This is a genomic window from Streptomyces sp. S465 (assembly GCF_026898115.1).
Classification (GTDB): Bacteria; Actinomycetota; Actinomycetes; order Streptomycetales; family Streptomycetaceae; genus Streptomyces; species Streptomyces luomodiensis.
In genome coordinates this window covers 2625960-2639347 of the sequence record NZ_CP114036.1, presented here as the reverse complement: position 1 = coordinate 2639347, position 13388 = coordinate 2625960, and the positions used below count along the sequence as shown (strand labels likewise).

The following is a 13388-nucleotide window of genomic DNA, read 5'->3' as shown; positions in this document are numbered from 1 at the left end:
CTGTCCGCACTACGGACAGAAATCTGGCAAATCCCCCATATCTCCGTGACCGGGTGGGCGTGGGCGAGCCGGGTGGATAGCCTGCTCATATGGCCCTAGGCACCGCTTCCACCAGGACCGATCGCGCACGAACCGTGCGCGATCTGCTCGCGTCCGGCGAGCAGTCGTATTCCTTCGAGTTCTTCGCTCCCAAGACGGCGAAGGGCGAGCAGACGCTGTGGGACGCCATCCGCAGGCTGGAAGCCGTCTCGCCCACCTTCGTCTCCGTGACGTACGGAGCTGGCGGTTCCTCCCGCGAGGGCACCGTGCGCGCCACCGAGCGCATCGCGACGGACACCACGCTCACCCCCGTCGCCCATCTGACCGCGGTCAACCACTCCCGGGCCGAGCTGCGCAACATCATCGGGCAGTACGCCGACGCCGGGATCCGGAACATGCTGGCCCTGCGCGGCGATCCGCCGGGCGATCCGATGGGGGAGTGGGTCCGGCACCCCGACGGTCTCACCTACGCCGCCGAGCTGGTCCGGCTGATCAAGGAGTCCGGGGACTTCTGCGTCGGCGTGGCCGCGTTCCCCGAGATGCACCCCCGGTCGACGGACTGGGACACCGACATCCGTCACTTCATCGACAAGTGCCGCGCGGGCGCCGACTTCGCCATCACGCAGATGTTCTTCTATCCGGAGGACTATCTGCGGTTGCGCGACCGGGTCGCGGCAACGGGCTGTACGACACCGATCATCCCTGAGATCATGCCCGTCACGAACATCAAGCAGATCGAGCGGTTCGCACAGCTCAGCAATGCCGCGTTCCCGCCCGAACTGGCGGACCGGATCCTGGCGGTGAAGGACGACGCGGCGGCTGTACGCTCGATCGGGATCGACTACGCCACGGAGTTGTGCGCGAGGTTGATGGCCGAGGAGATCCCCGGGCTGCACTTCATTACCCTGAACCACTCCACGGCGACGCTGGAGATCTACAAGAATCTGGGACTGCATCAGCGGTCCTGATGACGGCAGCCGACGGGCGGCCGCATTGAGAGGGGCGGGCATGGGCTGGACGGTCCTCTACATCGCTTTCGGCGTCGTCGCGCTGTGGCTGCTGGGGGAGGTCCTCCTCCAGTACAAGGCGCGGCTGCGTTGGCGGTTGCTGGCCTTCTGCGGCTTCCTGGGCGTGGTCGTCGGTGTGCTGATCCCGTCGGTTCCGGTGATCGGGGTGGGCGCGATCGCCTTCGCCATAGGCCAGACCTATGTGACGCTCTCCTTCCGGCGCGGTTTCGCCGCGGGCTGGGCGCTGCGCGGCGGGCTGCCGGGGCTGCTCGGGCGCGGGGAGAAGCGTCCCCGGCCGGACGACGCCGACAAGGAGCCGGTCCTCGAGGTGTCGGGCCTGGAGGCGGTCCCGGCGGCCCAGCCGGAGCCGGCCGCGTACCAGCCGCAGCCGATGCCCGACGAGACCAGCGAGTACGGCGTCTACGACGAGCCGTCCCCCTTCACCCCGGCCTCCGGCCCCTACAGCGACAACGCGGCCGGCGACTACAGCGCGTACGAGACCTACGGCGGCTACGGCTCGCAGCAGGACCACGGGCTGGACCACGGGCTGGGCCACGGACAGGAGCAGGGCCAGGGCTACGGCGGCCAGGACATCTACGCGGACCAGACCCAGGCCGGGCAGTACGGCTACGGCAACGAGGCGTACGCGGCCTACGGTCAGCAGGACCCGTACGGCGGCGCCCAGCCCCAGGCCCAGCCCTACGAGCAGCAGCCCTACGGCCATCAGCAGTACACCGAGCAGTACGCGCCGTACGGCCAGCAGGATCCGTACGGCGGCGGGGACGGCGGGACCCTCGGCGGCGACCACTGGGCGGCCGACGCCTCCTACCCCTCGCCGGACCCGGCGTACGACGCGATGGGGCCCGGCGGGCCCTGGGTGCCGCAGCAGCGCGAGGGCGACGCCACCCCTGCGGCGGACCAGCAGGCGTACCCGTACCAGCAGCAGCACCCGGGCTACCCCCAGGGCTTCGACGAGCAGTACCGCTACTGAGGCGCGGTACCGCCACTGACCGGTGCCGCTGCTGGCGGTACCGACCGGCGCGGCCACCGGCTGGCGCGGCCACTGACCGGTACGGCAACCGGCCGGTACGGCCACTGAACCGGTGCCGCTGCTGGTCGGTACCGCTACTGGGAGCCGCGCCAGTCCTCGCCCTCGACGATCAGCCCGGCCACCAGCGCGCCCGACATCCCGGCGTGGGCGAGCCCGCCACCCGGATGGGCCCAGCCGCCCGCCAGATACAGCCCCGGAACCCGGGTGACATTGGCGGGCCGCAGAAACGCGCCGTCCGCTCCGGCGAGTGCGGGGCCCGGGACGCCACCGCCCCTGGCGCCCGTCTCGGCGCCGGTGTCGGCGGGGGTGCGGACCTCGTGCCACAGGATCCGGTCCCGCAGCCCCGGTATCGCGGCCTCGGCGGCGGTGATCAGCCGCTGGGCGTCCTGCTCAGCCGCCGCGCCGTCCGTCCAGTCCACCGGGCCGTGCGGGGCGACGACCGCGGTGAGGGTGACGGCCTCGTGGTCCTCGTCCGGGCGCACCGCGGGGTCGTCCGGGCGCAGCACGGTCACCGTGGGGTGCGCACAGGGCTCGCGGAGGCCGTGGCCGTCGCCGAAGACGGCGGTCAACTCCGCCTCCCGGTCCGGGGTGTGGACCACGGTGCGGTGCGCGGTGTCGCCGGGGCGGGCGCCGCGCAGTGCCAGAAAGACGGTCAGCCGCCCCGGGGCGCCGCCTCCCGCGCCCGGCTCCGGCCGGACGTCCTCCGCACGCCAGGGCTCCTGCCCGCCGAGCAGCGGGGGCAGCAGCGCCGGGTCGGTGCCCGAGACCACCGCGTCGGCCTCCGCGACAGTGCCGTCGGCCAGCTCCACACCCGCCGCCCGGCCGTCCTTCTCCACGATGCCGGTGACCTCGGCCTCGAAGCGGAATTCCACCTTCCGCTGACGGCAGCGCTCATGGAGGGCGTCGGCGAGCGCCCGCATACCGCCGCGCACATACCAGGTGCCGAAGGTCTGCTCGATATAGGGCAGCACGGTGGCCGCGGCGGGGGCGGAGCGCGGATCGAGGCTGTGCGCCAGCGCATGGCTCTCCAGGAGGGCCGCGGCGCGCGGGTCCCCCAACTCGCGCCGGGCCACTCCGGCGAGCGTGGGCGGGCCGTCGGCGCCGCCCCGGCCGAACAGGCCGCCGAGCCAGCCGCGCCGCACGGGCGCGGCCGGATAGGGATCGCGGCCCAGGACCCGCCAGTCGGCGCGCAGCGGCTCCTCCAGCAGCGGCCTGCGGGTGGCGTCCCACACCTCGCGCGCCCGGTTGACCAGATCGCTCCAGCGCTCGCCCGCGCCCGCGCCGAAGGCGCCGTCCAGCGCCTGGAGCACCCCCGCACGCGAGGCATTGGGCAGCCGGACATCCGTGCCGTCGGCGAAGAGGTGCCGGCTCGCCGGGTCGACCTGGACGAGCTCGACGCTCTGCTCCAGGGTCTGCTTGCCCGTCTTCACGAACAGGTCTCGGTAGACGGCGGGCAGGTGCAGCAGCCCCGGACCCGTGTCGAACCGGAATCCGTCCCGCTCGAAGCGGCCGACCCCGCCGCCATGGGTCCGCCCGCGCTCGTACACCACCACCCGGTGGCCCGCCACGGCAAGCCGGGCGGCCGCCGCCATGGCGCCCATCCCGGAGCCGATCACCGCAATCCGTGCCATGACCGCGACTTTATCCGCACCCACTGACAACCGGGGCACGGCGCCTGAGGATCAGCGCGCACACCTGAGTACAGGTACTCAGGCGGGGAGATGAGTAGTCGCGCGGATGGGCCGCCACCTGCGCGGACGAGAGAGTGGAGCACACGGAAGGGCCGCACGCCGCACCGCCGGCACGGGGCGGCGGAACGGCGCGGCGGCCCGGACGGAATGGTGGGGAGTCACCGGGAGTCTCAGGAACCAGGAGCCTCCAACGGGGGAAGTACGGGGGAGTTACGGGGGGAGGCGCTGTTCCGGTCAGGTCGATGGGGGTCGATCTGCCGGAACAGCGCCTTCTGCCGTTCGATGGCCGATGTCGTTCGGCGGCCGATGCCCTTCGACGGTCGAAGCCGCTTCCGGAGCCGCTATCCGGAAGCCACCGTCCCGCCGACGCGGCCCTGTAGCAGCCGCGACAGCGCCGCGTGCACATCCTCCAGCGACCGCTCCGGCTGATAGGACTGCCAGTCCAGCGCGGCCACCAGCACCATCCCGAACAGCGCCGACGCGGTCAGCGGGATGTCGATGTCCCCGCTGAACTCATGCGCGGCCACCCCGGCCCGCAGCTCGGCCTCGATCGCCGCTATGGCCCGCTGCCGGACCCTCATCAAGGTGGCCTGCCAGGCGCGGTTGGTGCGCCACAGCTCGGCCACGTACAGCTGGGTCAGCGACGGATAGCGGGAGATGAAGTCCAGTCCGGCGCGGATCATCGCGTCCAGCGCGTCCACATGGCTGCCGCCGCGCTCGGCGTTCTCGTCGGCGGCGTTCTGGAGCGAGGCGGTCAGCAGCTCGATGCCGTGCCGCAGCAACTCCTCGAAGAGCACGGTCTTGCTGGCGAAGTTGTAGTAGATCGTGCCCTTGGCCACCCCCGCCCGCTCCGCGATCTCGTCGACGGTGGTGGCGGAGAAGCCCTGCTCGGCGATGAGGGTGACCGCTGCCTCGAAGAGTTTCTGCCGTGTGGCCTGGCGGCGCGTGCTGCTGCTGTCCATGGCGCCGATTCTGCCCGCTGTCGATGTGCTCCCGCTCACAGCCTCAGTTCCGGACGCGACCGCTCCACCGACCGCTCCACCGACCGCACCGCGACCACACCTGCCGATCGCGGCCAAGGACCCGGCAGCGGGGGCATACGCACTGGTCAGGGTCGATTGTCAGTGGTGTGCCCCACGATGGCCCCATACGGCGGTCGCTCCACCACACGACCGGCCGCCACGCGACGACAGGAGGTTCGTCATGGCCAGTACCGCCGCAGCGCGTCGGCACCGTGCCGCCCCTGCCCCCTCGTTGACCGGACCCGCGAGCGATGTCCACCCCGTGCTGCGCCGCGCGTCCGCCCCGCCCGCCGCCGTCGACCTGCTCACCCAGGCCCATCACGGACTGGACGAGGCCACCGCGCTCGAAACCGCCAACGAGCGCTTCGCGGCCGCACATCTGGCCGCCCTGCGCACGGCCGCCGCCGTGCTCGCCGTGCGCGGCCGTCCCGAGTCCACCGCGCGCCGCCGCGCCCGGATCCGCAGCGCCTGGGAGGTGCTGCCGGAGGTCGCTCCCGAACTCGCCGAGTGGAGCGCGCTGTTCGCCTCCGGCGCCGAGCGCCGGGCCCGCGCCGAGGCGGGGATACCGGGCGCGGCGAGCCACCGGGACGCGGATGATCTGCTGCGCGCCACCGCGATGTTCCTGCGGCTGGTGGAACGCATGCTGACGCTCCAGCCCGCCCTGCCCCACCGGACCCCGCCCGATGGCGGGCCGGGCCCGTCGGACGCCTGAGCGCGGCCCGGCGGCCGGTGGCCGGTGGGCGCGGCCCGGCCCGTGGAGGCAATAGGCTGGGAGCACCGACGTCAGTAAGCCGTCGTCGCCGCCTCCGGGCGGTGGCGGCACCGCGCCGAGGAGCCACCCGCCGTGTCAGACCCGCAGCGCCCCCGGGCGTCCCTCCGTACCGCCGTGGTCTGGGAGGTCCTGAAAGACGCCCTGGAACGGCGGGCCAAGGCCGCGGGCCGCAGGGCCGCGGAGGGCGGGGCCGCGCATGGGGCGCTGGACGTTCTCGACACGGGCGGCGGCAGCGGTAATTTCGCCGTCCCCGTGGCCGGCCTCGGCCATCGTGTCACCGTGGTCGACCCGAGCCCGAACGCGCTGTTCGCGCTGGAGCGGCGGGCCGCCGAGGCCGGGGTCGCCGACCGGGTGCGCGGAGTCCAGGGCGATGCCCACGGGCTGTTCGACGTGGTCGAGCGGGGCTGTTACGACGTGGTGCTCTGCCATGGCGTGCTGGAGTACGTGGACGACCCCGCCGAGGGCCTGGGGAACGCGGCGGCGGCCCTGCGCCCCGCCGGAACCCTCAGTGTGCTCGCCGCGGGCCTGGGCGGCGCCGTGCTGGCCCGCGCCCTGGCCGGGCACTTCGGCGAGGCGCGGCAAGCGCTTACCGACCCCGAGGGCCGCTGGGGCTCCGGCGACCCGATGCCGCGCCGCTTCACCGCCGACCAGCTGTCCGAGCTGGTGAGCGCGGCCGGGCTGGAGATCGCCGCGGTGCACGGGGTGCGGGTGTTCGCCGACCTCGTCCCCGGGGTGCTGGTGGACACCGAGCCCGGGGCGCTGGAGGCCCTGTTGCAGCTGGAGGAGGCCGCCGCCGAGCTGCCCGCGTTCCGCTCCGTCGCCACTCAGCTGCACGTTCTCGCCGAGCGTGACTGATCACCACGCGTCCCGCCGGGCGGCGGGCGGAGCGGTGGAGTAGGCCACAGCACACCCGATCGGACGTCCGGCCCCGTATGATCGAGGTACACCGTCCGGCATGGCCAATCGGCGGGAGGGGAATGGACGTCTCAGCGTCAACTTTCGCCCCGCTTGCGGGGGTGGGCGAATTGGCGCTGAGGGGCGGGTTTCACGGGGGCGATTCCCTGCCTATCCTGAAAGGGTCGCATTCGGTCGCCCCCCGCGACCGACGAGTAGGAGGACTCCGTGCCGCTCTCGGAGCACGAGCAGCGCATGCTCGAGCAAATGGAGCGAGCGTTGTACGCCGAAGATCCCAAGTTCGCGACAGCGCTTGAGGGAAGCGGCCTGCGTACGTACACCCGGCGACGGGTCTACCAGGCGGTCGCGGGTTTTCTCGTGGGCATCGCACTCCTCATGGTCGGAGTGATCGTTCCCCAGATCTGGATCAGCGTGGTGGGCTTCCTGATCATGCTGGGATGCGCGGTGCTCGCGGTGACCGGTTGGCGCAAGGCTCCTAAACCCGGTGAGGCACAGCGCGGCGGCGGGGCGGCTCCCCGCCGTCAGGGGCGTCAGCGCCGCTCGATGATGACGCGTATCGAGGAGCGGTGGCAGCGGCGCCGCGACGAGCAGGGCCACTGAGCATTCGGCCACTGAGCATTCACGGATGAACGGCTGAGGGGCGGTCGCCGACCGGCGACCGCCCCTCAGCCGTGCCATGGCCCTTCCCACCGCCGCACAGCCTCTCGACGGCCTCTTCTTCGCCTTCCGACCGTGCCCGCGACCCCGAGGCCCGGAACGCAACGCGACATCCCGAGGATCCCGAGGATCCCGAGGACCCCGAGGACGAGGAGTCCCGCAGCGGCCCGAGGCGCGCCTCGGGCCGCCCTGAGCCCCCGCGCATACCGCAGGGGCTCAGGGCGGCCGCGGATCAGCTCCCCTGGCCCCGAGGGGCCCGCAGCTGGGCGGCCCAGCGGGCCCAGCGAGGGGCTCCCCACCGCTGGACCAGCGCGGACCAGCGCTGTCCGGCCGCCCACATCAGCTGCGCCGCGGACCGCGGGGCCAGCAGCGCACGCAGCCGCTCCCGCCGCCCGGCCCTGGCCCGGAAACCGGCCAGCACCAGCCGGACGTCGTCCGCGACCCCGGCGGCCGGACGCGGCCGCGGTGCGTACAGCACCTGCTCGACCGCCGTGGCCACCCGCTGCGCCGCATGGGCCGACTCGTCGTCGAGATCGGCGATCCGTACCATGCGGGCCACTGCTCTGCGCGAGGTCAGCGAGTCGTCCGGCAGCACGCCGAAGTCCCAGGCCGAATCGGTGAGTTCCCGCCATGCGGCCAGGACCCGGTCGGCCGCGTCCTGCTCCGTGCGCCCGCCCGAGCCGCCCAGTCTGCGGGTCCGTATCCGCCGCCGCCACAGCATGGGCAGCAGGGGCACCACGACCAGCAGCACCGCCAGTGAGCTCCAGCTGGTGACCTTGGTCGCCGACCAGCCCCCGCCCGAGGCGCCACTGTCCGGCTGCTGGGCCGCGGCGCCGCCGCAGGTGCCCAGCTTCTTCATCTCCGCGGTGCAGCTCTCGGAGGCGGTCGGCGCGGCCGTCGGCTCCGAGGACGCGCTGGGCTCGTCCGTCGGCTCGTCGGACGGGTCGCCCGAGGGCGTCTGGTCGATCGTGTAGTCGGGCTGGGTGCCACGGCTCGGGGTGGGCTCGAAACGGGTCCAGCCCACGCCCTCGAAATACAGCTCGGGCCAGGCGTGCGCGTCCTTCAGGCCCACCGACACCGAACCGTCCGCCTCGGTGGTGCCGGGGGTGAACCCCACCGCCACCCGAGCCGGGATGCCCAGGGTCCGGGCCATCGCCGCCATCGAGAAGGAGAAGTGGACGCAGAAGCCCTCCTTCTGCTTCAGGAACCGCACGATGGCGGCCGAGCCGCTGCCGGACTGCACCTGGGTGTCGTAGCGGAACCCTCCGCTCACCGCGAACCAGTCCTGGAGCTTGACCGCCTTCTGGTAGGCGTTGGCCGCGCCGGCGGTCACCTCCCGCGCCGTACGGGCCACCATGGGCGGCAACGAATCCGGCACCTTGGTGTACTCGCTCCGCAGCCGCGAAGGCGGCGCCGGTGCGTCCGCCAGCTGCTCGGCCGTCGGCTCCACCAGCAGACTGGTGACCCGGTAGCGCGCGCCCCGGGTGGTCTGGCCGCGGTCGCCGACCAGCGTGCGGCCCTCCGGCTCATAACGCCAGCGCCCGTCGATCTCGACCCGGGAAGCGGGGTAGGGGAGGGGCAGCCAGTTCTGCGCGTACCATTCGGCGGCCGTGATCGAGGTGTCGATCGAGGAGACCCTGACCGAGGGGCCGAGCCCGGCCGGTGAGGGCAGCTGGCTGGGCACATCGGTGACATGCCGCTCGGACGACTTCCACGAGGTGCCGTCGAACTGGTCCAGCGCGACGATCCGCAGATAGAGGTCCTGGGTGGTCTGCGAGGAGGTGCGATAGCGCAGCACCTCCTTGTTCTCCGGCTGGTTCAGGCTGTCCTGGAGCGACACCAGCGGATTGACCGCCGAGATCGTGCCGCCGCCGCTGCCCGACCCGCCGCCGCTGCCTTGCCGGTCCAGCAGCCCGCCGTCCAGGGACGGCAGCACCGCGGGCACCGCGAGCGCGATGCCGAGCGCCAGCGCGCCGATCCTGCGGCCGGTGCGGACCGGGGCGAGCGCCGGGCCGCCGCCGGCCCCGGCCAGGCCGGACGGCGGCATCCCCGGTGGATGCGGGGCGCCCCCGCTGAACACGCGGCCCCACTGGGACAGCCGGTCCCGGCCCTCGGCCAGGAGCAGCAGCAGATAGCCGACCGCCGCCAGCAGGAACCACAGCCAGTCGTTCCCGCCGTCGGACAGACCGGCCGCGACCGAGTACAGCGCGAGCAGCGGAAGCCCGGCGGGGGCCGCGCTGCGGTACGTCACCGCGAGCGCGTCGACCACCAGGCCGATCACCATCACCCCGCCCACCAGCATCAGCCGGATGCCGTCGGTGAGCGGCGCGGGGATCGCGTACTGCCCCACGTCGTCGGCGCCGTCCCGCAGCAGCAGCGCGAACTCGTGGAACGCCTGCGGGCTCGGCAGCAGCCCGCCGAGCGCCTGCTCGCGCACGAAGGCCACGGTGAGCAGCAGCAGCGTCACCAAAGCCTGCACGGCCACCGTCAGCGGGCGGGCCAGCGGCACCCGGCGGGCCGCCACACCCGCCGCGCTCTGCACCGCCAGCAGCAGGACGGCCTGGAGCAGCCAGCTCGCCGGATCCACCAGCGGCAGCAGCGCACCGGCCGCCGCCACCGTGGCCAGCGTCGCGCATATCGCGAGCCGAACACTTCCACTCATGCCCAGCTCCCTGTCATACCGCCGACCGCGGGGCCCTCGGCGTCCGCCCGGGTGGCGCCCTGGCCGTCGGCCTGCCGCCACAGCTGTGCCAGCGAGGCCCCCGGACCGACCGGCAGCGCCGTCCACCCCGCCTCGCGCAGCCGCCGCAGCCGCTCCCGCAGCTCCGGTCCGTCCCCGAACCCCGCCCCGCGCGACCAGGCCGCGCCGTCCAGCACGAACGCCACCGCCGCCGTGGTGCGGTGCCGCATCCGGGCGGCCATCGCCGCCTGCTCCTCGTCCAGATCGCCCAGGAAGGCCACCAGCAGTCCCTCACCGCCGCCGCGCAGCACTTCATAGGCGGGCGAGAGCCCTCCGCCGTCGGAGTGGTCCACCACGGCGAGGGTGTCCAGCATCAGCCCGGCCGTCTCCGCCGAGTCGTGCCTGGAACCGGCGAACCCACCGCCGCCGTCCGGGCCCGGCACCGAGCTTCCGGAGTCGGTCAGCAGCCGGACCGCATAGCCCCGCTCCAGCAGGTGGACCGCGGCCGACGCCGCCCCGGAGACCGCCCATTCGAAGGCCGAGCCGGGCCCTGAGCCGTGGTGGGCCGTGCGCCGGGTGTCCAGCAGCACCGTGCAATGGGCCCGCTGCGGCTGCTCCTCCCGGCGGACCATGAGCTCCCCGTAGCGCGCGGTGGACCGCCAGTGCACCCGGCGCAGATCGTCGCCGACGCGATAGCCGCGCGGAATGACATCGTCCTCACCGGCCAGCGCCAGCGAGCGGTGCCGTCCGTCCCCGTAACCCGCGGCCTCACCGGTCAGGCGCACCGGGGGCAGCGGCTCGACCTGGGGCACCACCGTGAGCGTGTCATAGGCGCTGAAGGCGCGGGTGAGCTCGCACATCCCGAAGGGATCGCTCAGCCGCAGCTGGAGCGGGCCCAGCGGATAGCGGCCACGCAGATCCGAGCGGACCCGGTAGGACACCTCGCGCCGCCCGCCCGGCTCCACCCGGTCCAGCACGAACCGGGGGCGCGGCCCCAGCACATAGGGCACCCGGTCCTGGAGCATCAGCAGCCCGGTGGGCAGCCGCGAGACGTTGTCCATCCGCAGATGCACCCGGGCCTCCGTGCCCGCCGGGACCCGCGCGGGCGTGAGCCGCCTGCTGCCCACCACCCGGTACCGGGTGCGGTGGACCACGGCCACGCAGACCAGCGGCAGCGCGGCCAGCAGCAGCCCGACCCGCAGCAGATCCGCCTGGCCCAGGACGTAGCTGCACACCGCGGCGGCCACCCCCGCGGCCAGGAAGGAACGGCCGCGGGTCGTCAGACCGGCGAGGGCGGCCCGCAGCCCGCCCGAGCGCTCCCCGTCGCCGTCGCCGCCGGTGCCCTCGGGCCCCATGCCCGTCCCCCCTGCGGTCATCACAGCCTCCGCGCGCCCGGCTGCTGCCGGCCGTAGTCGGCCGGGGGCATGGGCGGCATGGGCGGCGGCATCGCACCCGCGCCGCGCGGGCCGGAGGCGGGCACCGGGGTGCGCTGGAGTATGTCCGCGACGACCTGCTCCGAGGTGCGCCGGTTCAGCTGGGCCTGCGCGGTGGGCAGCAGCCGGTGCGCCAGCACCGGGACGGCGAGGGACTGCACATCGTCCGGCAGCGCGAAGTCCCGCCCGGCCAGCGCGGCCGACGCCTTGGCGGCCCGCAGCAGATGCAGCGTGGCCCGGGGCGAGGCGCCCAGCCGCAGATCCGGGTGGTTGCGGGTGGCGGCCACCAGGTCTACCGCGTACCGCCGGACGGCCTCGGCGACATGCACCGTGCGCACCGTCTCGACCAGCTTGGCGATCTCATGGGCGTGTGCGACGGGCTGCATGTCGTCCAGCGGGGAGACACCGCCGTGGATGTCCAGCATCGCCAGCTCGGCCTGCGGGCTGGGATACCCGATGGAGACCCGGGCCATGAAGCGGTCGCGCTGCGCCTCGGGCAGCGGATAGGTGCCCTCCATCTCGACCGGGTTCTGGGTGGCCACCACCATGAACGGGTTGGGCAGCTCATAGCTCTGCCCGTCGATGGTGACCTGGCGCTCCTCCATCGATTCCAGCAGCGCGGACTGGGTCTTGGGCGAGGCGCGGTTGATCTCGTCGCCGATCACGATCTGGGCGAAGATGGCGCCCGGCTTGAACTCGAACTCCTTGCGCTGCTGGTCGAAGATGCTCACGCCGGTGATGTCGGACGGCAACAGATCCGGGGTGAACTGGATCCGCCGCACGGAGCAGTCGATGGACCGGGCGAGCGCCTTGGCCAGCATCGTCTTGCCCACGCCCGGGACGTCCTCGATCAGCAGATGCCCCTCGGCGAGCAGCACGGTCAGCGAAAGCCGTACGACCTCGGGCTTGCCCTCGATCACACCCTCCACCGACCGGCGGACCCGCTCAGCTGTGGTGGTCAGATCGCTGAGGCTCGCTCGCTCGTCATAGGTCGTCACCCGGCCCTCCTCGGCCCGTTCTCAGGGCCGCTGCCCTCGGAACGGACCGGCCCACCGCAAACGCCGCCATCGGTCCCCCGCGTGGTCGCGGGGGGCGATGTCACCTATGCATTCTTGCGGTCTCCGCGGCCTCGCGTCACTCGGCTGTGGATAACCCGGGGTTATTTGTCACGCTTGTGCGAGTTCGGGTGCTGAATCGTGCTGAATCCCCTCAGCAACCCCCTCGGCGTCGTCTCACGCCCGCGGCGTGACCTCCCGCAGCAGACCCGTCGTCACATCGAAGACGAAACCGCGGACATCGTCGGTGTGCAACAGGAACGGCGAGGTGCGCACCCGCTGCATCGACTGGCGGACATCGGCGTCGAGGTCCCGGAACGCCTCGACCGCCCACGACGGCCGCTGGCCCACCTCTTCCTCCAGCTCGTGCCGGAAGTCCTCGGTGAGGTTCAGCAGACCGCAGCCGGTGTGGTGGATGAGCACGACGCTGCGGGTCCCGAGCGCGCGCTGGCTGATGGTCAGGGATCGGATGATGTCATCGGTGACCACACCGCCCGCGTTGCGGATGGTGTGACAGTCGCCCAGCTCCAGGCCGAGCGCCTCGTGCAGGTCCAGACGGGCGTCCATGCACGCGACGATGGCGACGCGCCGCACGGGCCGCGCGTCCATCCCGGGGTCGGTGAACTTCTCGGCGTACTTGCGGTTGGCCTCCACAAGGCTGTCGGTGACCGTCTCTCCCGTGCGGGCGTCGCGGTCGGCGGGCGGGTTCGGCTGCGGCGCTGATATCGACATGGCTATGACGCTACCTCTCACCAGGGGATTTTGTCTTCTCTTTAGGTAGTGCAAACGAGGGCAACCGGGTGGGCCGAAGGGGTGATGTGAGGCAATCCACAACCCGTGGGCCGCGCTGTGTGGCGCACGGGGGAGGTGATGTCACCCCTGGGCCGGGACGCGCTGGCCGGTTGGTTGACCGAAGGGACGAGTGGACTAAAGTGGCGCGAAGTGGGAGGCGTGACGCTCCCCTCGGATCCCGGAATTTCGCGTGAGCGCGGTGCGTACGTACCCCTCGGCCTCCTCCCGCTCCGGTCGCCTGACGTCACTTCCCCGGCGCCAGTAGGCCGCTTCC

At 72.9% G+C, this 13388-nt stretch carries 11 protein-coding genes; 5 read left to right on the top strand and 6 right to left on the bottom strand.

Annotated elements, in window-relative coordinates; translation table 11 throughout:
* Positions 1-89 precede the first annotated feature (89 nt).
* Both metF and N6H00_RS11355 read left to right on the top strand, forming a co-directional pair.
* Positions 90-1007, top strand: coding sequence for a methylenetetrahydrofolate reductase [NAD(P)H] (gene metF, locus N6H00_RS11360; RefSeq protein WP_268971493.1), 918 nt, complete (start codon positions 90-92; stop codon positions 1005-1007).
* 40 nt (positions 1008-1047) lie between these two features.
* Positions 1048-2037, top strand: coding sequence for a hypothetical protein (locus N6H00_RS11355; protein WP_268971492.1), 990 nt, complete (start codon positions 1048-1050; stop codon positions 2035-2037).
* A 134-nt stretch (positions 2038-2171) separates the two neighbouring features.
* Here the strand turns inward: N6H00_RS11355 and N6H00_RS11350 are convergent, their stop codons facing one another.
* Together N6H00_RS11350 and N6H00_RS11345 are read right to left on the bottom strand one after the other, a co-directional pair.
* Entirely contained in the window at positions 2172-3728 is a 1557-nt protein-coding gene (locus N6H00_RS11350) for a phytoene desaturase family protein (protein WP_268971491.1), read from the bottom strand.
* A gap of 401 nt (positions 3729-4129) precedes the next feature.
* Entirely contained in the window at positions 4130-4750 is a 621-nt protein-coding gene (locus N6H00_RS11345; protein WP_268971490.1) for a TetR/AcrR family transcriptional regulator, read from the bottom strand.
* 241 nt (positions 4751-4991) lie between these two features.
* Here N6H00_RS11345 and N6H00_RS11340 point away from each other — a divergent pair, with 241 nt between their 5' ends.
* From N6H00_RS11340 to N6H00_RS11330, 3 genes are all read left to right on the top strand, one after another.
* Positions 4992-5522 (top strand): SAV_6107 family HEPN domain-containing protein, encoded by a 531-nt coding sequence (locus N6H00_RS11340; protein ID WP_268971489.1) that lies wholly within the window; start codon positions 4992-4994, stop codon positions 5520-5522.
* Between the two features lie 132 nt (positions 5523-5654).
* Complete coding sequence (locus tag N6H00_RS11335) at positions 5655-6437, top strand: methyltransferase (protein ID WP_268971488.1); 783 nt, start codon at positions 5655-5657, stop codon at positions 6435-6437.
* Positions 6438-6704: 267 nt separating this feature from the next.
* Positions 6705-7097, top strand: a complete 393-nt coding sequence (locus tag N6H00_RS11330) for a DUF3040 domain-containing protein (protein ID WP_030831620.1) — start codon at positions 6705-6707, stop codon at positions 7095-7097.
* Between the two features lie 289 nt (positions 7098-7386).
* Here N6H00_RS11330 and N6H00_RS11325 read toward each other — a convergent pair whose 3' ends face one another.
* The 4 genes from N6H00_RS11325 to N6H00_RS11310 all read right to left on the bottom strand — a co-directional run bounded on the left by N6H00_RS11325 (position 7387) and on the right by N6H00_RS11310 (position 13054).
* The gene (locus tag N6H00_RS11325) at positions 7387-9816 is read right to left on the bottom strand and encodes a transglutaminaseTgpA domain-containing protein (protein ID WP_268971487.1); all 2430 of its coding nucleotides are present in this window, start codon (positions 9814-9816) and stop codon (positions 7387-7389) included.
* Positions 9813-11210, bottom strand: a complete 1398-nt coding sequence (locus tag N6H00_RS11320; RefSeq protein WP_268971485.1) for a DUF58 domain-containing protein — start codon at positions 11208-11210, stop codon at positions 9813-9815. Before N6H00_RS11320 ends, N6H00_RS11325 begins: the two co-directional genes overlap by 4 nt.
* Positions 11210-12265 carry an AAA family ATPase gene (locus N6H00_RS11315; RefSeq protein ID WP_268971483.1) on the bottom strand — a complete coding sequence of 352 codons (1056 nt, stop codon included), beginning with the start codon at positions 12263-12265 and terminating at the stop codon, positions 11210-11212. Before N6H00_RS11315 ends, N6H00_RS11320 begins: the two co-directional genes overlap by 1 nt.
* A gap of 234 nt (positions 12266-12499) precedes the next feature.
* Positions 12500-13054, bottom strand: coding sequence for a beta-class carbonic anhydrase (locus N6H00_RS11310; protein ID WP_268971482.1), 555 nt, complete (start codon positions 13052-13054; stop codon positions 12500-12502).
* Between the last annotated feature and the right edge of the window lie 334 nt (positions 13055-13388).